This is a genomic window from Mucilaginibacter dorajii, from assembly GCF_024808255.1.
Lineage (GTDB): Bacteria > Bacteroidota > Bacteroidia > Sphingobacteriales > Sphingobacteriaceae > Mucilaginibacter > Mucilaginibacter dorajii.
Genome location: NZ_JANTYS010000008.1, coordinates 176,620 through 201,281 on the forward strand (window position 1 = coordinate 176,620; position 24,662 = coordinate 201,281).

Sequence of the window (24,662 nt, forward strand, 5' to 3'; positions counted from 1 at the left end):
ATTTAACCATATTGCAACTTTACAGCTTGTAATAGCGTATTAATGGCATCTGATTAACACTGCTGTGGGTTATCAGATCGTTATGTTTTATATGGTACTTTGCCGTTAAAATAATGCTGAATGCATTTAAAAGGCCGTTTTATGCCTTTAATTAAATGTTTTTTGGCACGGTAGTGCAAATTTGATATATTCGGGGGTCTCATAATGTTATAGTTTTTATAACGGAATTTTGATTTAAAAATGAAGCAGATATACTTTTTAATAGTTGTTTTAGCTGGTGGATTGTTAAGCGGTTGCGGCGGTGGCGGCGACAGAGGCGAGTTAACCGGCGTTCCACAAAGATCATTTAAGGCCGAAGTACCTTATGGAATGGTGTATATCCCCGGTGGTTCATTTATGATGGGCCAAACAGACCAGGATGTGACCTTTGCGCAAACAGCGCAGCCAAAACAGGTTACCGAATCTCCATTCTTCATGGATCAAACCGAGATCACCAACAGTCAATACAAAAAATTCGTATTCTGGGTACGTGACTCTATCGCTATCACCAACTACGTTAACGACAATAAATACTACATTCAAACAAAAGGCAAACCAGCAAGCGCAAGCGGTAAAAGATACATTAACTGGGCTTATGTACAGAAAAATCCTGTTTGGGGTAATAAAAAAGGAGCTGCAAGCAACAAATCAAAACTTCAGGGTATGTTTTACCAAAATGAAGACCGCGTATTTGACCGTGACGAGCTTGACGTACGCCTGTTAAAATATAACTATGCTTTAATGGTGCTGCGCGATGCAGCCAATCATAGGAACGATCCAAAATCAAGGCGTTCTGATTTCATTTTACGTGATACGGTAAATGTTTACCCCGATACTTTGGTTTGGTTAAGTGATTTTTCATATGCCGCCAATGAGCCCATGGTTGAGGCATACTTTTCGCATCCTGCTTTTCGTAACTATCCTGTAGTAGGAGTTACCTGGAGGCAGGCAAGGGCCTTCACTGTTTGGCGTACGCGTTATAATACCGCTTACAAAGACGCGCATCATTTGCCGCCACGTGCAGATTACCGCTTACCAAACGAGGGCGAATTTGAATATGCCGCCCGTGGTGGCAGGTTAGGTACAGATTATCCATGGGGTGGTCCTTACATTAAAAATGCCAAAGGCTGCTTATTAGCAAACTTTAAACCGGGCCGCGGTAATTATACCGATGACGGCGGCGCTTATACCGTAAACGTACGTTCCTATTTTCCTAACGACTACGGTTTATACAATATGGCAGGCAACGTTGCCGAATGGACATCATCGGCGTTTGACGAATCTGCATCAACATTTGTACATGATTTAAATCCAACATTCGCGGTTGAAGCCAAATCTACTGATCCCGAAGTGATCAAACGTAAAGTTGTTCGCGGCGGCTCGTGGAAAGATATTGGCTATTTTCTACAAAATTCAACCCGTACTTATGAATATCAGGATACCGCCAAATCGTATATCGGTTTCCGTTGCGTAACCAGCTACCTGGGGCGTGATATTAGGGACAAACACTAACAAAACACATAAACACTACACTCAAAAACAAAGTTATTTCTGATTATTATGGCAGGAAAGAAAAAACCATTCGGGATAGGAAACATAATTTCAATCGGTGCAACGGTTGTTATCATCGGGTTGTTATTTAAAATACAGCACTGGAAATTCGCATCAGAATTCATTACCGCAGGTTTAGGTACCGAAGCTGTGCTTTTCTTTATATTAGGTTTACAGCGCGAAGACAAGGACGTTGACTGGGTACGTGTATATCCTGAGCTTAATGAGGATTTCCAGGGCGAATTACCAAAATCATCATCACATCCGGTAGCTATCGGCGCTTCAAACAGTACCGCGGCATTAGATAAAATGCTGGATGATGCTAAAATTGGTCCCGAGTTGGTACGCAGCTTGGGTGATGGTCTAAGAACATTTGGCGATAAAGTTGCCGCGATATCAAGGGTAACCGATGCGGGTGAAGCTACCATCGCTTTCACCTCAAAGGTAAAGGCTGCTACAGCAAGCTATGATAACTTAAGTATTGCCTTTGAAAAAGCATCAGAAAATTTATCTGAAATGGCCGCTTCAAATGTTGACTCAAAAGCGTACCATGACCAGGTAAACAAACTGGCTAAAAACCTGGGTTCATTGAATGCTGTTTATGAACTGGAATTACAGGACTCAAGCGCGCATTTAAAATCAATGAACAAGTTTTATCAAAACCTTGCTTTAACCATGAACAACTTTAATGAGTCGTTAGATGATTCAAAGCAGTTTAAGGAAGAGGTTGGACGGTTAGCTAAAAATCTGGGCGCGTTAAATGCTATTTATGGCAATATGCTTACCGCGATGAACCACACGCGTGTTAGTTAATTATTAATAGATTTTTTTAAAAGCTAAGATTTATAATACATGGCCGGAGGTAAGGAAACCCCAAGACAGCGAATGATAGGTATTCTGTACCTGGTGCTTTTAGGCTTAATTGCCCTAAACGTACCAGAGAACCTGTTAGATGCTTTTAAAAATATTACCAGGAGCTTAGATGCATCTACTAAAAACGTAAATACAAGCTTACAAAATACTTATAGCTCTTTTGAAGCCAAGGTGAAAGCCCAACCTGATAAACGGAAATATTTAGATGCTGCCAATGAAGCAAAGAAGGAAACCGCCGAATTGAACAGTTACATTGAAGAGATTAAAGCCAAATTAACTGATGCTGGTGGTGGTATTAATCCTGAGATTGATGACATTACAGCCAGGGATAACCTGGATATTTCGTCAGAGATCATGATCAACGGAAAGAGGGCAGATGCACTGAAAGAAAAAATTGATGCTACAAGAGCTAAATTACTTCAGTTGTTAGGCAAGGATAGTGTGGGGATGAACTTCTCTTTAAACACAAATCCTCCTGCGTCACGTCCGGGTATACAGGATAAATCATGGCAGGATGCTTATTTTGGTGAAGGTATCCCTTTGGGAGCTACGATAACCACGCTTGCTAAAATTCAGGCTGATACTAAAAATGCCGAGAACGAAGTTGTTAAAAAATTATACGCAAACGTTGATAAAGCAGAAGTTACGCTTAACTCATTCAAAGCTGTAGCCGTAGCGCCAAGCAGCTACGTATTAGCTGGTCAGCAATACAAAGCGGATATCTATCTAACTGCTTACGACTCGCATACCAACCCTACTATTACAGTAGGAGGTTCATCTGTACCTACTTCAAATGGTGTTGGTACTTATACCACCACTGCAAGCGGTGAAGGTGTTCATACCTGGACAGGTGACCTGGCAGTTAAATCTGTTGATGGTGGCCCGGATAAACATTATCCTATATCGCAAACTTATATGGTAGCCCGCCCATCGGCAGTAGTATCACCAGATAAGATGAACGTTTTATACATAGGTGTACCAAACCCGGTTACTGTTTCTGCGCCTGGTGTGCCAACATCTGCTTTAAATGTAAGCATGAGCGGTGGTTCTATCAGCGGCTCTGCGGGTCATTATACAGTTAAAGTGAGCAGCATTGGTGATGCTAAGATCACTGTTACCGGCGAAAAGGGCATGGTGTTAGGTGCTTCTGCGTTTCGTATAAAACGTATTCCCGATCCTAAAGCACAGTTTGGTGGCAAAAGCGGTGGTGCAACAAGTGCGGCCAACTTAAGGGCGCAAGACAGGCTATTTGCCAAACTTGAAGGCTTTGATTTTGATGCAAAATTTAACGTAACCCGTTTTACTTTATTTATAATTAAACCGCGCCAGGACCCAATTATATATTCTGGTACCAGTAGCGAACTTACCGGTGCCATGAAATCGGCGATGAATAGTGTTACACCTGGTACAACAGTGGTATTTAAAGATGTTGTAGCTGTTGGTCCTGATGGTTCACCGCGCGCACTTGACGCTATTGTATTATCCGCTAATTAAACGCGTATGAAAAAGAGAATTTTGTTAATCGTACTTTGTTTGGCTTGTGTAAGTGCATTTGCGCAAACAAAAAAGAAAAAAACAAGTACCCGTGGTAAAAAACCTGCTGCTACCACAGCAAGCAGGCAGCGCCAGGTAAATCCTCAGGCAAATAGTGTTGTAAGCGCGCCACCTGTTGATACAACAAAAAAGACCCCTGCCAAGCCTTTTGAAAGGCCGCTTGACGGATATTTTAAAAAGAACAATATTTTAAGCGCAAAGGTAACGCCTTATCCCAGCTTGCGTGAGAGTGATGTGGCATTTCAAAAAAGAGTATGGCGGGAAATTGACGTACGCGAAAAAATGAACAATTACCTGGCATCGCCAAAATGCCGTTTAATTGATGTGTTGCTTGCGGCTGTGATGAGTGGCGAGTTAACTGCTTACGATCCGACACCGGGTAAAAAGGATGATGTTAATGGTGATAGCTTTTCTACCCCGTTAACTCCAGCGGCTGCAAAAGGCCGTTTGGCTGGTGCCGATAGCAGCGTGGTAAATAAGGTAGATAAAGATGGAAACATCGTAGGCTCATCAATGGTGGCCAGCGAGTTTAACCCCGATAGTGTTCTTAAATTCCGCATTAAAGAAGATTGGATATTTGACAAGCAACGTTCAATATTTGAGCCCCGCATTGTTGGCATAGCGCCGCTTATTAAACCAAAAGGATTAGGCACTGCCGATGTTGATTACCTACCTGCGTTTTGGATCTATTTCCCTGATGCGCGTCAGGTTTTATCAACCAAAGAGGTAGTGAGCCGCAATAGTGATGCAACGGGTTTAAGCTTTGATGATGCTTTCATGAAAAGGATTTTTACCAGTTATATTGTGAAACAAAGTAACGATAAGGACGAACGTATAAAAGACTACGCCCAGGGCATTGATAAGCTCTACGAAGCCGAAAAGATCAAGAAAAACCTAATGGATTGGGAACTTAACCTTTGGCAATACTAATTGCTAAGTCAAAATTCAAAAGTAAAAAGTCAAAACTGTTATGGTTTTGACTTTTTGCTTTTAAGGGAGATCTAACGGGCAAACGAGTAATATAAGCTATGTCATCGCGAGCGAAGCGCGGCAATCTCGTCGCTTTACAGGGCGAGTATGCATGACGACGGAATGCTTCGTTCTTACCCAGGCGTATTGCATTTTGAGGTAGGTAAGTCTGTCGAAGACTCGTGCACTGAGGCCTTGCCCGCGAGCTTCTACAATCTACCCATCACAAGTTCACTATGTCATGGCGAGGCACGAAGCAATCTCAATGCTCTACAGGGCGGATCTGCACAATTCGCGATTGCTTCGTTCCTCGCAATGACATAGATTTATATTGTCATTCCACCTTCACAGTCCCCCGGAATTTAAAACTCCCAATGACATAGCGCTATATTATCATTAAGCAGTTAACTCATCTCCTCCGTACTAAAATAACTCCTTATCGCCTTGGCCTGTTTCAAATTCACTACCTCCAACAACATCTCTTCACTGGCTTCCCGAATCTTTTTAACTGATTTGAAATATTTTAATAACTTTTCGGCTGTTGTTTTGCCAATACCTTCTATGAGTTCCAGTTCTGTAGCCAGCGTACCTTTATCACGTATCTTGCGGTGAAAGGTAATGCCAAACCGGTGGGCCTCGTCGCGCAGGTGTTGAATAACTTTTAACGTTTCGGATTTTTTATCAAGATACATCGGGTACTGATCGTGCGGGTAATACAGTTCTTCCAGGCGTTTGGCGATGCCTATAACCGTTACCTGCTTATCAATCCCTAATAACTTTAAACTATGCATGGCAGATGATAGCTGTCCTTTGCCACCGTCGATAATGATTAGCTGAGGTAACTCCGTCCCTTCATCAAGCATGCGGCGGTAACGGCGGTGTACAGCCTCTTCCATGGTGGCAAAGTCATTGGGGCCTTCAACCGTTTTTACATGAAAGTGGCGATAGTCCTTTTTAAACGGTTTCCCATCCCTGAATACCACAATGGCCGAAACCGGGTACTTGCCCTGGAAGTTGGAGTTATCAAAACACTCAATATGCCTTGGCAGCTGATTCATGCGCAAATCCTTCATCATCTGCGTAAGTAAACGCTCGGTACGGATTTCGGGGTTTAGCTTTTCGTACTGGTCTATTTTTTCTTTTTTGAAAAACTGAACGTTCTTTTGGGATAAATCAAGTAGTTTACGTTTTTCGCCTAATTGGGGCACGGTAAACTTAATGCCAGGCACATCTTCCACATCTATCTTAAACGGAACAATCACCTCTTTGGAAGTGCTGTTGTACCTGCTCCTGAATTCAATGATGGCCAGCGTAAGCAGGTCTTCATCGCTCTCGTCCAGGCGCTTTTTAAGCTCGATGGTTTGCGTTTGAATGATGGTGCCGTTCATTACCTTTAAGTAGTTCACAAAGGCCAATTTCTCTTCAGATGCGATGTTAAATACATCCACATCGGTAATAGATGAGTTAACAATGGTTGATTTGCTCTGGTAGTTATCCAGCAGATCAAACTTACGTTTAAGACGATGGGCCAGCTCATAATTATAGTCGGCCACAGCAGCCTCCATTTCGCCCTTAAGGCGGCGCAATATGGCGCCAATCTTCCCATTCAGGATATCGGTGATCTCGCCGATGCTGTTATCGTAATCATCTTCGGTTTGATAGTTTTGGCAAGGGCCTTTGCAATTGCCCAACTGGTACTCCAGGCAAACTTTAAATTTGCCCTTATCAATATTTTCGCGGGTGAGCGCCAGGTTACAGGTACGCAGGGGATAGGTTTCTTTGATAAGCCCCAAAATGTTGTGCATCATACTTACCGATGCATAGGGACCTAAATACTTTGATCCATCTTTAACAATACGCCTGGTCCAGAAAATGCGGGGAAAGTTTTCGTTTTTGATAATGATCCAGGGATAGGTCTTATCGTCCTTGAGCATTACATTATAGCGCGGCTGATGCTTTTTGATCATGGCGTTTTCCAACAGCCAGGCATCCACCTCGGTATCAACTATAGTAAAAGTTATATTACGGATTTTGGATACCAGCACCCTGGTTTTGGCATTGATATGTGCATCCTTATTAAAATACGAACCTACCCGGTTACGCAGATCTTTAGCCTTACCAATATAGATGAGTTCATTCTCCACATCCCAATACTGGTAAACCCCAGGTTTGTGGGGGATGTTTTTCAGCGCTTCTCTATAATCAAATTTCTCACTCATAGCTCAATCGTCAATGATTGTTTGGCTTTGTCTCGCCGCCTATGTCATTGCGAGGAACGAAGCAATCTCATGCTCTACAGAGCGGATTTGTATAGTTCGCGATTGCTTCGTTGCTACCCATGACAAGTCCACCATGTCATGGCGAGGCACGAAGCAATCGCATGCTCTACAGGGCGGATCTGCATAGTTCGCGATTGCTTCGTGCCTCGCAATGACATAGCTTTATGTTGTCATTCCACCTTCAGAATTTCGCGAAATTTTACAACTCAGGATGACAAATCATTTTTGCCATTTCACCCATTCGGCGGCCGCGATTTTTAAAACTCGCAATGACGGGGGCTTTTACTATTTTAACTTCTTAAAAATCCAGTTTCTTATCTACCTCATTAGTCCCCTGCTGCTGCTGAGTGTATTGTCCGCAATCAAGTACTATACTTACGCCGTTTTTGGGTGCATCGAAATCAACTGTTTTTTTGATGCCGAGAGCGGGGTTAGCATATACCTTTTTCATATATATGGCAAATATTGGGAGGGCACTGTTAGCACCTTCACCTAATCTTGTTGACTGAAAGGCAATATCTCGGTCTTCGCAACCCGTCCACAGCCCGGTAACCAGTTGAGGGGTAATCCCTATAAACCAACCATCGGAGTTGTTTTGAGTGGTACCGGTTTTGCCACCTATAGGGTTGTGTAAGCCATATTTGTAGCCAAGCCTTGCGCCAGTACCCTCTTCAATAACGCCTTTAAGCATATAAGTCATTACATACGCGGTTTGCGGGTTCATGGCCTGTACTACTTTTGGGGTATGGGTATATAAAACGTTACCGTTTTTGTCTTCAATGCGTAGTATATAAGTTGGCTCTGTCCATAAACCGTGGTTGGCAAATACCGAGTAAGCCGCGGTCATTTCAAATACCGAGGCATCAAATGTGCCCAGGCAGATAGAAGGGTAGGGTGGTACCGCGCTGGTGATACCCATTTTTTTAATCAGCTCAACAACCGGCTCTGGCTTCACCTCGCTCATCACATGGGCAGTTACCCAGTTTTGCGAATGGGCCAAAGCCTGGCGCAGGGTGATAAAGCCTGGCAAAGTTTCTGACGGGGAAGACCGCGGGCACCATGGATCGCCATAACCGCGAATAGTATCCGGCACATTATTGATTTTCATACAAGGCGAATAGCCATTATCAATAGCTACCGCGTAGGTAAACGGTTTGGCCGTTGAGCCTACCTGCCGTGTACCGTTCTTTACCTGGTCGTACTTAAAATGTTCAAAGTTGGTGCCGCCAACCCAGGCTTTAACGTAGCCGGTAGTTGGGTCCATACTCATCAGGGCATTACGCAATAACATTTTGCTATATACAATAGAGTCGATAGGCTTCATCAGTGTATCGATGTTGCCATGCCAGGTAAACAGGTTAACGGTATCAGGCGTGTTAAAATTGGTTTTAATATCCTCATCATCTAAACCTTGCGCCTTTAGTTGTTTATACCTGTCGCTTTTAAGCATTCCCTGGTTAACCAAAAACTTAAAGTTATGGATGCTTTTTGCAAGGTTTTGCCCACGCCAGTGGTCATTAAACTGCACTTGCAGGTTTTTCATGTACTCCAGCTGTGCCTCTTCGGCATATTGTTGCATGGTGGCATCAATGGTGGTATATATCTTTAAGCCATCGCGATCAAGATCATAGGGCGTGCCGTCGGGACGGTTAAGGTTTTGTTCTTTAAAAATCTTTTGTACCTCCTTTTTCAATACCGATCTGAAATAAGGAGCAGGGCCATCTATATGGGTATTAAGGTGAAAATCTAAACCCAATGGTTTTTGCTTTAATTCTGCCGCTTGGCCTTCACTTAACGAACCTTGCTCTGCCATGCGGTTAAGTACCAGGTTACGGCGGTTAATAGCGTTTTTAGGGTGCCTGATAGGCGAATAGATGCCCGGCCCGTTTACCATGCCTATTAATAAAGCTGCCTGGTCTGGCGTTAACTTATCTGGCGTGGTGTTAAAGTAAGTGCGCGCGGCCGATTTTATGCCGTATGTGTTATAGGCACCAAAATCAACCTTGTTTAAGTACATGGTCAGGATTTCCTGCTTGGTGTAATGGCGCTCCAGCTTAACAGCGGTTATCCACTCCTGTAGCTTTTGGGTGATCCTTACAAAGGGGTTATTTGATTTTTCGGTAAATAGGTTTTTTGCCAACTGTTGGGTAATGGTACTGCCACCCTGTTTTTGACCGATAAGTAAATGCAGGAAAATGGTAAAGCTGCGGCCAAAATCGATGCCTGAGTGGTCGTAAAATCTTTTATCCTCTGTGGCGATAAGCGCGTTAATCACATTAGGCGATAATTCTTTATAGGTAACGTTTGATCGGTTTTGAACATAATAAGTTCCCAGCACCTGTTTATCTGATGAAATCACCTCTGACGCAAGGTTACTTTTGGGATTTTCAAGGTCGCGAAATGATGGCAGCTGACCAAATACATCAAAAATGGTGAGCGTGAACATGATGGCAACCAACACAAAAAGCGCGATAACGCTACGCCATATGTACCAGTTATAGTGCCTTATATCCTGCGAGCTAAGTGTTGGTTTCTTATTATAGGTGGTCTTCATTTTTTTCAATAGAATTTCTGATAGTAATCAATATAACTATCTAATGTTTTTTGGTCGGCTAATTTATCCAGATTTTCCTTCGTAATGATAAAAAAACTGTATTTATCCTTAGGTACCTTCATAATCTCGGGCAATAAAGGCACAATGCCACGCGCGTAATTTTTAACATCGTCCAGGCTGTAAAAGCGACCTACAAATATTACCTGGTCATCGGCCCCTATGGGTTTCAGGTCGTGCTTAATGGCGCTATTTGCAAAATGGATACGGTTAAACTGCCCTACTCCAAAACGTGAAGAAGCAAGGTTAGTTGTACCTGTGGCAACATTTATAACAAAGTAATAGTTGGTGCTATCCCTTAAGTTAAATATATAAGTTACCGGAGTCGCCGTTATTACTGGTGGGGCAGCTGCAGGCGACTGTTGTTGCTGGGCCTGTTTGGCCGCGGCAAACTGATCAAGGAGCTTGCGTACCGAATCAACAGTAGGTGCCGCGTTAGCATTTACCGGCTGCTTAGGTGGTTCAACAATCGTTTTAACCGAATCTTTATGAGTTACAACCGCTACAACAGGTGGTTTAACCTGTTCAACAGGTTTTGGCGGTGCCTGTACCGGGGGCTCGGCCTTGGGCTTTATTGGCGGCGTCACTTTAGGCTCCTGCCTTACTTGTGCAACCTGTACATCGGCCGATGGATGATAAACCGGGCGGTATTCTGTTTTTTTTTGATAGGCTACCGGCGGCGTAAATGGAATTTCGTTTAAATCATTATCAGATAAAACAACAGATCGGGTCGCCATCTCCGTTTTGTTTGAATCGATATAGGTAAGATGTTGTTGTGCTAATGGAGTTACCAGCCTGTCGTTAGGGTATTTAGCTACAATCAATTGCAGGTCTGTTAAAAATGGCTGCAGTTTTTCCTGGTGGGCTGCGGCTATCGTTTTTAAATAGTACAGTTGTGCTGCAAATTTATTATCTGGATAGCGGCTTAGCAGGTCATTGGCCTGCGTAATTACATCAGTGTATTTCCTTTGGCTATACAAGTCATACACTTTGTTATAATACCCGTTAAACTCGGCATTGGCATCGTCCAGGCGTTTGGCGTAATTAGGGTCAAGAATTACTTTGGCAAAAACGGATTCGGGGAATTCTGCCAGGATCCTGTTTTTATAATCCTCAGATTTTTTTACATCCACATCGGCATATAAGCGGTACAGGTTATAATATACGGCTGCCTTATCGCTGCTTTTAGGGAAACGCAGTAATAAAGCCTCATAGGTTGCTATGGCTTCTTTTTTATCGCCCAAAATATCGCGGTAAAAATTGGCCATATCCATGTAGGCATTATAAACCCTGATGTTTGACCGGTTGAGCAGATCGGGTGTGAGTGGTACGTTTTTAATCAGGTCCTGCCGGTAAGCACCCGCATCGCCTTTTAATGCGTTGGCAGCATCTTGCGGCGATGGGGCAAACGGATCATCACTTTGGCTACCTGGGGAATTAACGGTTTGGGCAAGGGTACTGTTTGACCGTTTGCTGCGGCGCCAGTTATCTTCCAGTTTGCGGTTACCCCATTGTCGTTTAAAATCATTTACCCCCGCGCTTAACGCTGCCGGATTATAAAAGTAAAATGTGCTGCCGCCAATTTTGTTGGCCTGCTGGTTGTTTAAGCCTGCGGTGTTCCGGTTGTTTTCTAACTGACCGGCATTATTATCCGCAGCCTGCTGAACTACTTTATCTTGTAAAATTTTGCGGTTAACCATCGCCTCGATACGTGCGGCGCGGGTTTTCTCATCAAGCGCGGCCAGCATTTGCAGGGTATCCTCATGCGATATAGTTTGTAGCAGCCCGGTTAGTATCTGCAGGTTATTGGCTTTTTTACGGATGATCTGGTAGCCCGGATAGGTAGGGGGCAGGTAAGTGAGGGTGCTATCGTAATATAGTTTGGCCCCGGCATAATCTGCTTTGTTTTTAAAGTCGATATCGGCAATGCGTAAATAGCTCAACCCTTTCTGACTTTGGTTTTTGGTGCTGTTGCGTACCGATAGCTTATAGTTTTTGATGGCGTTATCAATATCGCCGGCGGTATAAAATTGCTGGGCTATCTGGTAATAGATCTGATCTGTAAATTCCTTGTTGTTTTGGTTCCGGAGCAGCTTACGCAGGCGTTCAGTTTTGTTTAGCTTGATGCCGCTTTCCATATCCTGTAAACGGATACGATTAAGATTGGCGTTAAAAGCCATCTCGAACGATGCGTTGCTTTTTACAATACTGGTATAATTAACAATGGCCGCGTCTGGTTTTTGATTAAGCTCCTGCAGCTGGGCCAAAATAAAGGTCCACCTTAATTTAAGGTTGCCATCATGGCAATATTGCAGCGCTGTTTTCGCGCTCTCTTCGGCGGCAGGGTATTCTTCAACATCAATGTCATGCTGCAGTTTTGCCGCGTAAATGCCTGCCGGTATGCTTTTTTTAGGGTTGATGTTGTTAATGGCGGTGTCAATAGCCACTTTGGCCTCGGATGGGTTATTAAGGTATAGCAAAGCCCTTGCCTTCCAGATCAATGCTTCCTGTTTTAAATTGGCCTGTTTACCGTATGATAAAACAACATAGTTAAAGTACTCTACGGCATCAAAATAATTTCCCTCCAAAAAGCGGGACTTACCCAGCACCAGGTAGGCATCGCCCAGGTAATGGCTTTGTTCTTTAATATTGATGATTTTATTGGCTTTGCTGATAGCCAGCTCCAGGTCTTTATCGGCCGTACCGCCTTGGGCCGTAGTATCGGGATAAACGTTTAGTAGTTCGTTGTAGGAGTCAACGAAGCCGGTGGCATAGCTTTCCTGTTTAATGCGGAGTATCTCGTTGGCGTTAAATAGTATGTTATAATGCGCGGTAAGATTTTGCATATTGCGGTTAAAGCCGCTTTCTTTTTCGAGCGAGCAACCTGCCAGGAATAGCATGAATGCAAACAGCGCAAAACTGACTTGCTTTATAATGATGTAGTTAGAATTGCGCCTCAAAGGTTTTTGTTTTGGTAAATAAGCTTTAATAAATCTTTTATTGCCATGTGCTATTTCTAACGTAGAATTTAAGGAAGCTCTTTTAGCAACTCTTCAGCGGGTCTTCCCTTTAGCTGTCCGGTTTTTATCAGTTTGATTTCTTCTACGGCGTATAATAATTCTGTTAAAAATACATGGTTAGCCTCGGTATTAGGTTTAGTTTTGGTATGCTTTTTTAAAAGTGTTTTTACAAAGACAGCTTTGTCGTCATTTTTGCCTAACAAGATCTTCATAAATATTTATAATTAAAAGCATTGCTAAAATACTAAAGATTATACAATAGGTTTAATAAATTTGCGCATGGCCCAAAATGAACAAAGTGATGGTAACGGCAGCAACGAGGCAAACAGCTACGCCAAATATATGGGCATAGCATTCCAGATGCTGGTAATTATTGGTATTTGTACTTTTGCCGGATACAAAATTGATGAAGCCGCAAATCATCAAACTAAATGGGTAACCGCCTTACTGGCTTTGTTGGGAGTTTTTGGCTCGTTGTTTTTAGTAATCAGATCTGTAAAAAATTGAAACTGCTTAAACCTGCCTTTGGGTACCTTGTATTTGTTATAATAATAGGAGCTTTGCCGGCGTTGGCAAGCCATAATGGTCATCAAAACTGGCTTATTCAAAAGTTTTGGGTGTTGTTTGCTTTTATAGGCATATTTACTTTTTTAACCGTAATGCTGGTGTTGGTTATAGGGCAAATAAAACCTGAGTTATATGCCCAAACCTTTTTAATAGCAACCACTGTTAAAATACTTTTCAGCTTGCTCTTTGTATTGATATTGGTAACCAAAACACCAATTGACCGGTATGTTTTCATGGCAAATTTTGCTTATATATATATCTTAAATATGGGCTTTGAAATCTACACTTTGTTATGTAACTTGCGCAACCAAAATTTATAGTAAGAATCTCGCAATTAATGGATTTTAGCCACATTTTGAACTCAAGAAAAATAACCACCAGCGTAGTTTTGGGCGTTTTTTTAACGCTACTTTCCTTTGGCAGGCTTTACGCCCAAGAGCAAAAAGCCCCTGAAAACGGCCAGGAAACAAAAACTGAAGAAAAGTTTGACCCTACAGAAACCATTATGGAACATATTGGCGACTCGCATTTTTATCATGTGGGTGGCGGTATCGCATTTCCTTTGCCTGTAATATTATATACCAACAAAGGTGTAGAAATATTTATGTCATCAGTATTTGGTCATGAAGGCGAAGAAATTCACCAGGGTAAATATTACAAATATGCCTTGGTACATGATAAAGTGAAAGCTGTAACCGGCGATGATAAAACTATTGATGCTACAGCCTCGGTTTTTGACCTGTCGATAACCCGCAACGTGGCGTCGTTGTGGATGTCGGTTATTTTGCTGCTTATCATTTTCCTGAGCGTGGCGTCAAGCTATAAAAAACGCGTTGGTAAAGCGCCAAAAGGTTTGCAATCTTTCCTGGAGCCGGTTATCCTTTTTATAAGGGATGATGTGGCCTTGCCAAACATTGGTTACAAATACGCGCGCTTTATGCCGTTGTTGTTAACTGTATTCTTTTTTATATTGATCAACAACCTGATAGGTTTAATCCCTTTCTTTCCGGGTGGTTCAAATTTAACCGGTAATATCGCGGTAACGCTGGTGCTTTCGGTTATTACTTTGCTGGTTGTAAATCTTAACGGTAATAAACATTACTGGGGTCACATATTTTTCCCGGGTACTGTGCCAATCTGGCTTTGGCCGCTTTGGTGGGTGGTTGAATTACTTGGGATTTTTTCAAGGCCATTCGCCCTCATGATTCGTTTGTTTGCCAACATTACCGCGGGGCACATTATTGTGCTTAGTTTAATATCACTGATCTTTGTTTTTAAATCAGTAGCTATTGCGCCGGTATCTGTTGCGTTTGTGGTGTTCATGGATATATTGGAGTTACTGGTAGCATTGCTGCAGGCGTTTATTTTTACCCTGCTTACATCATTGTTTATCGGTAGTGCAATTGAAGAGCATCACCATTAATCGTAAATAACTATAATATATATTAACATTTAAATTTTAAATCATGATTGGAAGTATTGCTGCATTAGGTGCAGGTTTAGCGGTAATCGGTGCCGGCATTGGTATCGGTCAGGTTGGTGGTAAAGCCATGGAAGGTATATCACGTCAGCCAGAAGCTGCTTCAAAAATCCAAACTGCTATGATCATCGCTGCGGCTCTTATTGAAGGTGCTGCTCTGTTTGGTATAGTTGTATCATTCCTGGGTCTTAAATAAGAAACCCGGTTAAAAAATAAAAGCCGTGCCTGGCGCGATTGGCACCAGCCCGGCTTTTAATTAAAATGTTCATTTAAAAATAGAATATATAAAAGATGAATCCATTAGTAACACCGGATTTAGGATTAGTAGTTTGGACAACAGTAGCGTTTGCTTTCCTGTTTTTTATATTGGCCAAATTTGCCTGGAAACCAATTATGGCTGCCATTGGCGACCGTGAAGCTTCGATAGAAAAAGCATTGCTTAAAGCAGAAGCCGCTAAAGAAGAAATGGAGCGTTTAGTTCATGAAAACGAGGCGTTGATTAAACAAGCCCGTGCCGAGCGCGACCAGATCTTATCTGATGCCAAAAAAGTAAAAGATCAGATGATAAGTGATGCCAAAGAAATTGCTCATAAAGAAGGCGCACGTATGATTGAGCTTGCCCGTGTTGAAATAAATAATCAAAAAGCGGTTGCAATGGCTGATGTTAAAAACCAGGTTGCTGTATTATCTATCCAGATTGCCGAGAAGATTTTACAAGGCCAGTTAGAAGATCAGAAAAAACAGGATGAGTTGGTAAGCCAGTTATTAAAGGAAGTGAAATTGTAAGGATTTCGGATTTGGGATGTTCAATTTCGGATTTATTTCCTTGAGTATCCAAAACCAATCTCCAGAAAATTCAAAATAAAAAATTCCGATATCGAAAATTCGAAATCCGAAATACATAAAATATGTCAGAATTAACAGTAGCAGCCAGGTACGCCAAATCACTTATTGATCTTGCACAAGAGCAAAATGGTGTTGAAGCTGCTAAAAGCGATATGGAACTTTTTGTGCATACGTTGAAAGCAAATCCGCAGCTTAGCGCGGTGCTGGCAAATCCGGTAGTATCACACAGCAAAAAATTAAGCATCCTTGATCTTATATTTGGTAGTAAGGTTAGCAAACTTACGCTTGCTTTTTTTAAACTAATGATCAATAAAGGCCGTGGTGAGGTTTTAATGACAACAGGTTACGAATACATTAACCTGTACAATATCAAAAAGAATATCACTAAAGCGCGTGTTGTTTCGGCTACTCCATTATCTGAAGCCAACAAGCAGGTAATTATTAAAGAATTACAGGCTTCTATTGGTGGCACTATTCAGTTAAGCGCTAAAGTTGATGCAGCGTTAATAGGCGGTTTTGTGCTTACCGTTGGCGGTCAGCAATTGGATACCAGCGTAAGCAGCAGCCTTAAAAAATTACAAAAAGAATTTACCCAAAGCGGGGTTATATAATATTAAACATAAAACTCTAAATAAATTTAAACAATGGTAGAGGTAAGACCAGACGAAGTATCGGCAATTTTGCGTCAGCAATTGGCAGGCTTTAAGTCAGAATCTGAATTAGAAGAAGTGGGTACTGTACTCCAGGTGGGCGACGGTATTGCACGCGTTTATGGACTAACAAAAGTACAATCAGGTGAGCTTGTTGAATTTGGCACAGGATTGCAAGGTATCGTACTTAACCTTGAAGAAGATAACGTGGGTGTGGTATTGTTAGGTAAATCTGACGATATTAAAGAAGGTGATACTGTAAAACGCACCAACCGTATTGCATCAATCAACGTTGGCGAAGGTATGCTTGGCCGTGTTGTTGATACTTTGGGTACACCAATTGATGGTAAAGGACCAATATTAGGTCAAACTTACGAAATGCCTTTGGAGCGTAAAGCGCCAGGGGTTATCTACCGTCAGCCGGTTACCGAGCCTTTGCAAACAGGTATCAAAGCTATCGACGCGATGATCCCTATTGGCCGTGGCCAGCGTGAGTTGGTTATTGGTGACCGCCAAACTGGTAAAACAGCGGTTTGTATCGATACCATCATCAATCAAAAAGAATTTTATGATGCCGGCAAACCGGTTATCTGTATATATGTTGCCTGCGGTCAAAAAGCATCAACAGTTGCAAACATTGTACGCACGTTGGAAGAAAATGGTGCTATGCCTTATTCTATCATCGTTGCTGCAAATGCTTCTGACTCTGCTACCATGCAGTTCTTTGCTCCTTTCGCGGGTGCTGCTATCGGCGAGTATTTCCGCGATACCGGAAGACCGGCTTTGATCGTTTATGATGACTTGTCAAAACAAGCTGTTGCTTACCGTGAGGTATCACTGTTATTACGTCGCCCACCGGGCCGTGAGGCTTACCCTGGTGATGTATTTTACCTGCATAGCCGTTTATTAGAGCGTGCCGCTAAGGTTAACTCCAATGATTCTATCGCCCAGGCGATGAATGATTTGCCAGAGTCAATCCGTGGTATCGTAAAGGGTGGTGGTTCATTAACCGCTTTGCCTATCATCGAAACACAAGCCGGTGACGTATCTGCTTACATCCCAACCAACGTAATTTCTATTACTGATGGTCAGATCTTCTTAGAGTCTAACTTATTCAACGCAGGTGTTCGTCCGGCCATCAACGTAGGTATCTCGGTATCACGTGTGGGTGGTAACGCGCAGATCAAATCAATGAAAAAGGTAGCCGGTACTTTGAAACTTGACCAGGCTCAATACCGCGAGTTAGAGGCTTTCTCTAAATTCGGTTCGGATTTAGATGCATCTACCAAAAGCGTATTGGATAAAGGTATCCGTAACGTAGAGATCCTTAAACAAGGTCAATACTCACCGGTATCTGTAGAAAAACAAGTGGCTATCATTTACTTAGGTACCAAAAACCTGATGCGTAGCGTACCTGTAAAAGATATCAGGAAGTTTGAATTAGAATACACCAGCCAACTGGAAGTTCGTCACCCTGAAGTATTAGCTGCCCTTAAAGCAGGTAAATTCGACGATCAGATAACAGGTGTACTGGAAACAGTAGCTAAAGAACTGGCAGGAAAATACTAAATTAGTAGCAAGTAGTTAGTATCAAGTAGCAAGACAAAACTGGTACTAACTACTTGCTCTAAAAGAATAACTGTAGTAAAAAGTAAAGAGAAAGATATATACTTGATACTTAATACTAACTACTTGATACTTAAAAAAAGCATTAATCGAGTGGCTAAACAAGTCTTGATACTTGATACTAGCTACTTGATACCCAAATAAGATGGCTAATTTAAAAGAAGTAAGAAACAGGATAAAGTCTGTATCGTCAACACAGCAAATCACCAAGGCCATGAAAATGGTTTCGGCGGCTAAGCTAAAGCGTGCTACAAATGCAATTATTCAGTTGCGTCCTTATGCTACCAAACTGAACGAGTTGCTGGCAAATCTTTCTCAGAGTTTGGAGGAAGGTTCGTCGCCATTTTTGAAGGAACGCGAACCAGTACGTGTTTTAGTTGTTGTTGTATCGTCAAACCGTGGTTTGGCAGGTGCCTTCAATGCCAACGTAATTAAAACGGCTAATAACCTTATTGCCGAAAAATACAGCAAGCAATTAGCAGCAGGCAATGTATCGATTATAGCTATCGGTAAAAAAAGCCAGGAGTTTTACGAGAGGCGCAAATACAACGTAATTGGTAACAACAACGATTTGTACCTTGCTCTTAACTTTGAAAATGCTTCAAAAATTACCGAGAGCATTATGGCTGGTTTTATTAAAGGTGAATACGACCGTGTTGAGTTAGTGTATAACCACTTCCGTAACGCGGCAGTGCAGTATTTGGTTGCAGAACAATTATTACCTGTACCTAAGGCGGAGAAAAAAGAGGAAGTAAAAACAGCTAATGTTGATTACATCCTTGAGCCTTCTCAGCGGGAAATAGTTGATGAACTGATCCCTAAAAATATCAAGATCCAGTTATACCGTGCCGTATTAGATTCAAATGCATCTGAGCATGGTGCACGTATGACAGCGATGGATAAAGCGACTGAAAATGCCGGCGAACTGTTGAAAGCCTTAAAACTTTCATACAACCAGGCCCGCCAGGCAGCCATCACCACCGAACTTACCGAAATTGTAAGCGGCGCGGCAGCTTTAGGCGGTAACTAAGCCTTTTACAAACTTATTTTATACAGGCCCCCTTGCAAAAGGGGGCCTTTTTTTTGTAAAGTTTTTAGGCCGTGAACTGTCATTCTGAACGTAGTGAAGAATCTAATCTGCGCCGTGTTTCTTTGCCCTGCAAGGTTCGCGAGTATATGCTTCGTGCTTCAGTATGACAAATCCACTATGTCATTGCAAGGCACGAAGCAATCTCATGCTCTACAGGGCGGATCTGCACAGTTCGCGATTGCTTCGTACCTCGCAATGACATAGCCTTTATATTGCACAGTCCGCGAAATTTTACAACTCAGCACAACAGTGTAGAAAGCAGCCCTGTTGACTTTCCTTACAAAACAACCAGCTTCATCAGTGCCGTAATACACCCCGAATGCAAACCTTCATGAAAAGGTAAAAACGCTATTGCTGTTTCGATAGAATCCATTACCACGCCGTAACGGGTATTCCAGGTAGGGTAATTGGTAAAAATGCCTTTGTTGAGATCAACTTCTAATTGATCAATTGTTGACAGGAACAGATCCTTAATGATCGTCACTTCATCGGCGTCTATAAAGCCGTCGGGTTTGGTATCGGGACGGTATGGGGTATAGTATTTATCGTCGGTAATGATGGGCACCCCTGCACGGGTATAGCAGATGCCTTGCTGTGCCGATATCATATGTGCAAGGTTCCAGATGATGTTATTATTGAAACCGGAAGGGATGTGGTTAAGCTGGTCCACACTGAGGTCTTTGATCCGTTCCAATATAAATTCCCTTGGTTTACGTACAATTTCAATTGATTTGAGCATTTTAAGTGTTGATTTAGTGCGACTAAAGTATGAAGATTTGGGGTATTATTTGATCAAATTACTTAATCATGATAGCTACCTGTTTAAGGATTTGGGCTTTTATCATACCTTTGCAGCTTAATTTTCAATAAAGGCTAAATGCAGGATACCGCCATAAACAATACGCCGGCCCAAACCAGGTACAATACGCCCATTCTTTATTTTCTGCTGGTTTGGACAGCCTTAAACATCCTGCAATCCTGCGCGCTTGAACTTCATGCCGATGAGGCCTATTACTGGGTTTACTCGCGCATGATGGATTGGGGCTTTTACTACCATCCGCCCATGGTAGCCGTATTTATCCGTATGGGCGATATGCTGATGCATAACGAGCTTGGCGTGAGGTTGGCGACTATACTGGCAAGTACCTGTGCCATATACCTTATGTGGCTGATGCTTAAAAGATATCAGGTAAGCGCCAAATGGTTTATTGTGCTGATATCAGGCATCTGGGTTTTTCATATTTACGGTTTTATAGCCACGCCCGATTCACCCTTACTTTTCTTTGCAGTACTGTTTTACTTTTTTTACCAGCGATACCTGGATAAAGATAGCTGGCTTTTAGCGTTGATATTAGGTGTGGTAGTGGCCTGTTTGATGTATAGCAAATATCATGGGATACTGTTGGTGACTTTTACTTTGCTTGCCAATTTAAAGTTATTAAAGCGGCCTTCTTTTTACCTCATCGTATTGCTGGCCATCGGCTTATATGTGCCGCATATTTTGTGGCAATACCACCATGGTTTCCCGGCGCTTAATGTCAACTTGTTTGAGCGGGATGATACCATAAACTTTACTTTTGGCTTTACTTACCTGGGTATGCAACTGTTGCTTGGCGGGGCTTTTACCAGTTGGTTTTTATTTTATAAAGGATTTACCACCAAAGTGCAGGACGTTTTTATGCGCACCATGCTGGTAAATGCGATAGGCATCTTCGTGTTTTTTTACCTTAATACGTTTAAGGTAGATGTACAGCCGCATTACACCCTCATAGGCTTTGTACCGTTGGTGATGCTTACTTTAATTCATTTTAAGCAGGATGGTAAAAATCCGCCCGCCTGGTTTTATAAACTAAGCATGGCCAACATAGCGCTGTTTGTTGTTTTTAGGATTTGTACCATCATCGGGTTCGACTTTTTGCAGCACGCCCCGCAGTTATCTACCTATTATGGCTTTCATAAATGGGCCGATGAAGTACACGCCAAAGCCGGCGACGCATATGTGGTGATGCGCGACGAATATCAAAATCCATCTAAATATGATTTTTATACCAATTCGTTAAAAGGCTTTGGGTACGATTCAAAATATTACCGCACCACGCAGTTTGATATGTGGCCTTTTGAGGACGAGATGCAGCACAAAAAGGTGTATTTTCTTACTGATAGTAAAATACCGGGCGTAACTACAGATAGCATTAATAACTTAGGGAAATGGTATGGCGGCTGGATTACCGATACCCGTACATATCAGAAAGTGGTATTTAAGCCGACATCTTATATCTTAACGGGAACTACAGGCAGTATACAAACTATCGACCTGGATATCACCAACCCCTATCCTTTTGCCATCAGCTTCAGCAATGAAGACATAACCCACCAGCTAAGTTTAGAGGCTTGCCTGTTTTTAGGAACGCAGCAGGTTGATACCCAAAAAGGCACCCCCGACTTTTATAACATTACAATAAAACCGGGGCAAGAGGCTCATTATCAATTTCCGTTTAAAGTACCGGCTAAAAAAGGATTATACCAGCTTTACTTTTCGCTCCGAACAGACCCTTTTACGGGCAGCAGGAATAGCGGCATCATAAAATTAACAGTTAAATAATACAATTACCCATGATCAAAAAAATATACCTATTTGCCATCTTTACAATAATAAGCTGCACCGCTGCAATGGCCCAGGAAACCATCGACGTGCATTTTAGCGCGTTGGGCTTTATGGATAACCGCGAGTACAAACCTTTTGTGCTGCGTTCCCATACTTACAATGGTATTCGTACCGAGCTTGATTTTGGTTTTAACGTTGATAGCCTTAACCACTTCATTTTTGGTGCTAACGGTATTCACGAGTTTGGTGCCCAGCCTTATTTTTTAAAGGTAAACCCGGTTGCCTATTACAGCTTTACCGGCAAAAGCTGGCTGTTTAACGCAGGCGCGTTCCCGCGTGAAGGTTTAATAAGCGATTATCCCCGCGCTTTATTAAATGATACCCTGCGTTACTATCGCCCCAATATTGAAGGTCTTTTGGCACGGGTACATAACGATCATTTTGTTGAAACCGGTTGGATTGACTGGGTAAGCCGCCAAACCAATACCGATAGGGAACAGTTTATCTTCGGCTTCTCGGGTAAATACAAACCGGTTGTTAATGGTATGTTTTATGTATCGCATTATTTTATGTTAGAGCATGATGCCGGTGCTGCTATTGCCGTACCTAATGACAATATCAGGGACAATGGCGGGGGCCAGATCAGGTTAGGGCTCGACTTTGGGCACAAAACTTTTTTAGACTCATTGACAGTAGAAGCAGGTGGTATGATGTCATTAGAACGGGTACGTGGTTTGGACGGTTTTCAGAAACCTGCCGGCTTTGTAGCTAATGCTTACTTTGGTTATCACCGTTTTGCTTTGTATGATGAATTTTATAAAGGCGAAGGCCATCATATTATGTACGGCGACGCGTTTTATGAAAAGAAAACGTATAACCGCATGGACATTATCTGGACACCTTTTTTATACAACAGGTTTAAGGGGCAGTTTATCCTGAGCTTTCATCAAACCCCCGGATACCAGATGAGTAACCAGGAAGCGTTTAGAATTACTTTTGACCTGGGCAGGCGTGTACTGGCAAGGTTAAAAGACTAAATTGAATTTTTAATTAATACATATACCTTATGCACCTAAAAAAACAATTAGCTCTTGCAGCTATCCTGTTATTTGTAGTTCCTGCAAAACTACGCGCGCAGGACAATCAGTTTTCGGCCTGGGGAGCCCTGTTTCATACCCAGAAGCTATCAAACCGTTGGGGATACTCGTTTGACGGCCAGTTACGATCTCATGATGAGATCAGTTATTTAAAGCACATCCTGCTGCGCCCATCAGTTAACTATTACTTTGCCAAAAACAAGGTTGGGGCTTTGGGCTATGCCTATATTGCCACCTATGGCCGTACCCCGGCCGGAGATCAAACCTTTCGCCCCGAGCACCGCACCTGGGAGCAATTCATCTACTCGCATAAAATTGGTAAAGATGTAGCCATGCAGCACCGTTTCCGGTTAGAGCAGCGTTACCTGGGCAACACTGCCGCTACAAAAAATGATCATTACTTTGCCCAGCGCATGCGTTACTTTGCCCGGGCGGTAGTACCCATAGGGAACGATTCGGTAGTATTTAATAAGGGGCCATTTGTAGCCTTACAGAACGAGGTATTTGTAAACATCCACAACAAACAAAAAGTAAACAAACATTTTTTTGACCAAAACCGTGCCTATGTAGCCATTGGTTACCGCATCAATAAAATGATTGATGTAGAAACAGGGTATTTGAACCAATACATTAAACAGGCTGAGAGTTATACCTTGAACCACGTTGCGCAGTTGGCGTTTTATACAAGGTTTTAAGAGCCTCACCTAAACAGCGAAGCTATCATGAATGCCAAGAACAAATTAAAATACGAATAATCCTCTCCAAAGGAGAGGACTTTTGATTTGCCGCTTTATCCCATGTCATTGCGAGGTACGAAGCAACCGCACGCATGCAAATCTGCTCTGTAATGTTCGCGATTGCTTCGTACCTCGCAATGACATGATTATATAAACAGGATATTAAAACAGTAAAAGCGATGAGTCATCATCGCTTTTACTGTTTTAATATCAAGAACCCTCTCCTTTTGGAGAGGGCAGGGTGAGGCCTTCTACATCCTGCTCACATCTCCACTGCCAATCTTAGAAGTACTCACACTTTTAACACTGCCGGTATAATGAATATCACCCGAGCCAACTACTGAGGCATCTAATTTTGAACTTACGTTGATCTTAACATCGCCAGAGCCTGCTACACGTACGGCGGCGGTATTAGTTATAAAACGGGTTGCTGAGTAATCGCCGGAACCGGCTACACTTACGTTTGAATTTTCGGCGCTGCCGCTGATGCTGATATCACCGGAACCAGCCAATACACAATCCAGGTTTTTAACGTCCAGCTTGCCGGTTAAATCGCCCGAGCCTGTCAGCTTTAATTTAAATGAATTGGCACGCAGGCCTTCTTTAAAGGATACATCGCCTGATCCAGAAAGGGTAACTCCATCAAGTTGCTTAGCCGATACATAGATGATGATCTTTTTATGCCCACCATCAAACCAGTGCCAGTCGTTATCGCTTTTGGTGTATATTTTTAGTACACCGCCTTCAACCTCGGTAATGATGCGTTTGATCACATCGGCCGGTGCGGTTACCTTAACAGATTCGGTTGATCCCTGGGTAATTACCACATCAAAAGATCCCGAAACATTCACCGAACTAAAGCCGGAAAGGTGACGGTCTTCGGTATTGCTTTGGTCGTCATCGGCAACAATTTTAGCAACAGGCGCTTTTGCAATAGTATATTGTGCGCTACCGGTTGCCAGCGCTGCAACCAATAATACTTTACTTAAACACTTCATAATTATATCGTTTTGTACCTATAAGACCCAGGTTATAAATAAAGGTTGCATGGGTGGTGAAAATAAAAGC

At 42.5% G+C, this 24,662-nt stretch carries 21 protein-coding genes; 14 read left to right on the forward strand and 7 right to left on the reverse strand.

Features of this window, described 5'->3' with window-relative positions; translation table 11 throughout:
• Positions 1–240: 240 nt before the first annotated feature.
• Genes porK through porN form a run of 4 tightly spaced genes read left to right on the forward strand, consistent with a single transcriptional unit; the run spans position 241 to position 4,947 of the window.
• Positions 241–1,551 (forward strand): T9SS ring complex lipoprotein PorK/GldK, encoded by a 1,311-nt coding sequence (gene porK, locus FHS10_RS13030; protein ID WP_259091294.1) that lies wholly within the window; start codon positions 241–243, stop codon positions 1,549–1,551.
• 48 nt (positions 1,552–1,599) lie between these two features.
• Positions 1,600–2,403, forward strand: a complete 804-nt coding sequence (gene porL / locus FHS10_RS13035) for a type IX secretion system motor protein PorL/GldL (protein ID WP_259091296.1) — start codon at positions 1,600–1,602, stop codon at positions 2,401–2,403.
• Positions 2,404–2,442: 39 nt separating this feature from the next.
• Positions 2,443–3,957 (forward strand): type IX secretion system motor protein PorM/GldM, encoded by a 1,515-nt coding sequence (porM, locus tag FHS10_RS13040; RefSeq protein WP_259091297.1) that lies wholly within the window; start codon positions 2,443–2,445, stop codon positions 3,955–3,957.
• Between the two features lie 6 nt (positions 3,958–3,963).
• Positions 3,964–4,947, forward strand: a complete 984-nt coding sequence (gene porN, locus FHS10_RS13045) for a type IX secretion system ring subunit PorN/GldN (RefSeq protein ID WP_259091299.1) — start codon at positions 3,964–3,966, stop codon at positions 4,945–4,947.
• 443 nt (positions 4,948–5,390) lie between these two features.
• Here the strand turns inward: porN and uvrC are convergent, their stop codons facing one another.
• The 4 genes from uvrC to FHS10_RS13065 form a co-directional block, all read right to left on the reverse strand.
• The gene (uvrC, locus tag FHS10_RS13050; RefSeq protein WP_259091300.1) at positions 5,391–7,205 is read right to left on the reverse strand and encodes an excinuclease ABC subunit UvrC; all 1,815 of its coding nucleotides are present in this window, start codon (positions 7,203–7,205) and stop codon (positions 5,391–5,393) included.
• A gap of 358 nt (positions 7,206–7,563) precedes the next feature.
• On the reverse strand, positions 7,564–9,819 hold the full coding sequence (locus FHS10_RS13055; protein WP_259091301.1) for a penicillin-binding protein 1A: 2,256 nt from the start codon (positions 9,817–9,819) through the stop codon (positions 7,564–7,566).
• A 5-nt stretch (positions 9,820–9,824) separates the two neighbouring features.
• On the reverse strand, positions 9,825–12,836 hold the full coding sequence (porW, locus tag FHS10_RS13060; RefSeq protein ID WP_259091308.1) for a type IX secretion system periplasmic lipoprotein PorW/SprE: 3,012 nt from the start codon (positions 12,834–12,836) through the stop codon (positions 9,825–9,827).
• Positions 12,837–12,904: 68 nt separating this feature from the next.
• On the reverse strand, positions 12,905–13,108 hold the full coding sequence (locus FHS10_RS13065) for a hypothetical protein (protein ID WP_259091310.1): 204 nt from the start codon (positions 13,106–13,108) through the stop codon (positions 12,905–12,907).
• Between the two features lie 67 nt (positions 13,109–13,175).
• Between FHS10_RS13065 and FHS10_RS13070 the strand changes: the two genes are divergently transcribed.
• Positions 13,176–13,403, forward strand: a complete 228-nt coding sequence (locus tag FHS10_RS13070; RefSeq protein ID WP_259091312.1) for an AtpZ/AtpI family protein — start codon at positions 13,176–13,178, stop codon at positions 13,401–13,403.
• A 97-nt stretch (positions 13,404–13,500) separates the two neighbouring features.
• Here the strand turns inward: FHS10_RS13070 and FHS10_RS13075 are convergent, their stop codons facing one another.
• Positions 13,501–13,698, reverse strand: a complete 198-nt coding sequence (locus FHS10_RS13075; RefSeq protein WP_259091313.1) for a hypothetical protein — start codon at positions 13,696–13,698, stop codon at positions 13,501–13,503.
• Positions 13,699–13,800: 102 nt separating this feature from the next.
• Between FHS10_RS13075 and atpB the strand changes: the two genes are divergently transcribed.
• From atpB to atpG, 6 genes are all read left to right on the forward strand, one after another.
• Complete coding sequence (atpB, locus tag FHS10_RS13080) at positions 13,801–14,886, forward strand: F0F1 ATP synthase subunit A (RefSeq protein ID WP_259091314.1); 1,086 nt, start codon at positions 13,801–13,803, stop codon at positions 14,884–14,886.
• Positions 14,887–14,929: 43 nt separating this feature from the next.
• Positions 14,930–15,139 carry an ATP synthase F0 subunit C gene (gene atpE, locus FHS10_RS13085; RefSeq protein ID WP_259091316.1) on the forward strand — a complete coding sequence of 70 codons (210 nt, stop codon included), beginning with the start codon at positions 14,930–14,932 and terminating at the stop codon, positions 15,137–15,139.
• 95 nt (positions 15,140–15,234) lie between these two features.
• Positions 15,235–15,729: a F0F1 ATP synthase subunit B gene (atpF, locus tag FHS10_RS13090; protein WP_259091318.1), complete on the forward strand. Its 495-nt coding sequence runs from the start codon at positions 15,235–15,237 to the stop codon at positions 15,727–15,729.
• 122 nt (positions 15,730–15,851) lie between these two features.
• On the forward strand, positions 15,852–16,400 hold the full coding sequence (atpH, locus tag FHS10_RS13095; RefSeq protein WP_259091320.1) for an ATP synthase F1 subunit delta: 549 nt from the start codon (positions 15,852–15,854) through the stop codon (positions 16,398–16,400).
• A gap of 33 nt (positions 16,401–16,433) precedes the next feature.
• The gene (gene atpA / locus FHS10_RS13100) at positions 16,434–18,008 is read left to right on the forward strand and encodes a F0F1 ATP synthase subunit alpha (RefSeq protein ID WP_259091322.1); all 1,575 of its coding nucleotides are present in this window, start codon (positions 16,434–16,436) and stop codon (positions 18,006–18,008) included.
• A gap of 202 nt (positions 18,009–18,210) precedes the next feature.
• Positions 18,211–19,095, forward strand: a complete 885-nt coding sequence (gene atpG, locus FHS10_RS13105; RefSeq protein WP_259091329.1) for an ATP synthase F1 subunit gamma — start codon at positions 18,211–18,213, stop codon at positions 19,093–19,095.
• Positions 19,096–19,432: 337 nt separating this feature from the next.
• Here the strand turns inward: atpG and FHS10_RS13110 are convergent, their stop codons facing one another.
• Entirely contained in the window at positions 19,433–19,894 is a 462-nt protein-coding gene (locus FHS10_RS13110) for a DinB family protein (RefSeq protein ID WP_259091330.1), read from the reverse strand.
• A gap of 138 nt (positions 19,895–20,032) precedes the next feature.
• Between FHS10_RS13110 and FHS10_RS13115 the strand changes: the two genes are divergently transcribed.
• Genes FHS10_RS13115 through FHS10_RS13125 form a run of 3 tightly spaced genes read left to right on the forward strand, consistent with a single transcriptional unit; the run spans position 20,033 to position 23,552 of the window.
• Positions 20,033–21,757 carry an ArnT family glycosyltransferase gene (locus tag FHS10_RS13115; RefSeq protein ID WP_259091331.1) on the forward strand — a complete coding sequence of 575 codons (1,725 nt, stop codon included), beginning with the start codon at positions 20,033–20,035 and terminating at the stop codon, positions 21,755–21,757.
• Positions 21,758–21,768: 11 nt separating this feature from the next.
• Complete coding sequence (locus FHS10_RS13120; protein ID WP_259091333.1) at positions 21,769–22,797, forward strand: lipid A deacylase; 1,029 nt, start codon at positions 21,769–21,771, stop codon at positions 22,795–22,797.
• Between the two features lie 29 nt (positions 22,798–22,826).
• Complete coding sequence (locus FHS10_RS13125; protein WP_259091334.1) at positions 22,827–23,552, forward strand: DUF2490 domain-containing protein; 726 nt, start codon at positions 22,827–22,829, stop codon at positions 23,550–23,552.
• 293 nt (positions 23,553–23,845) lie between these two features.
• Here FHS10_RS13125 and FHS10_RS13130 read toward each other — a convergent pair whose 3' ends face one another.
• Complete coding sequence (locus FHS10_RS13130) at positions 23,846–24,592, reverse strand: head GIN domain-containing protein (RefSeq protein WP_259091335.1); 747 nt, start codon at positions 24,590–24,592, stop codon at positions 23,846–23,848.
• Positions 24,593–24,662 lie beyond the last annotated feature (70 nt).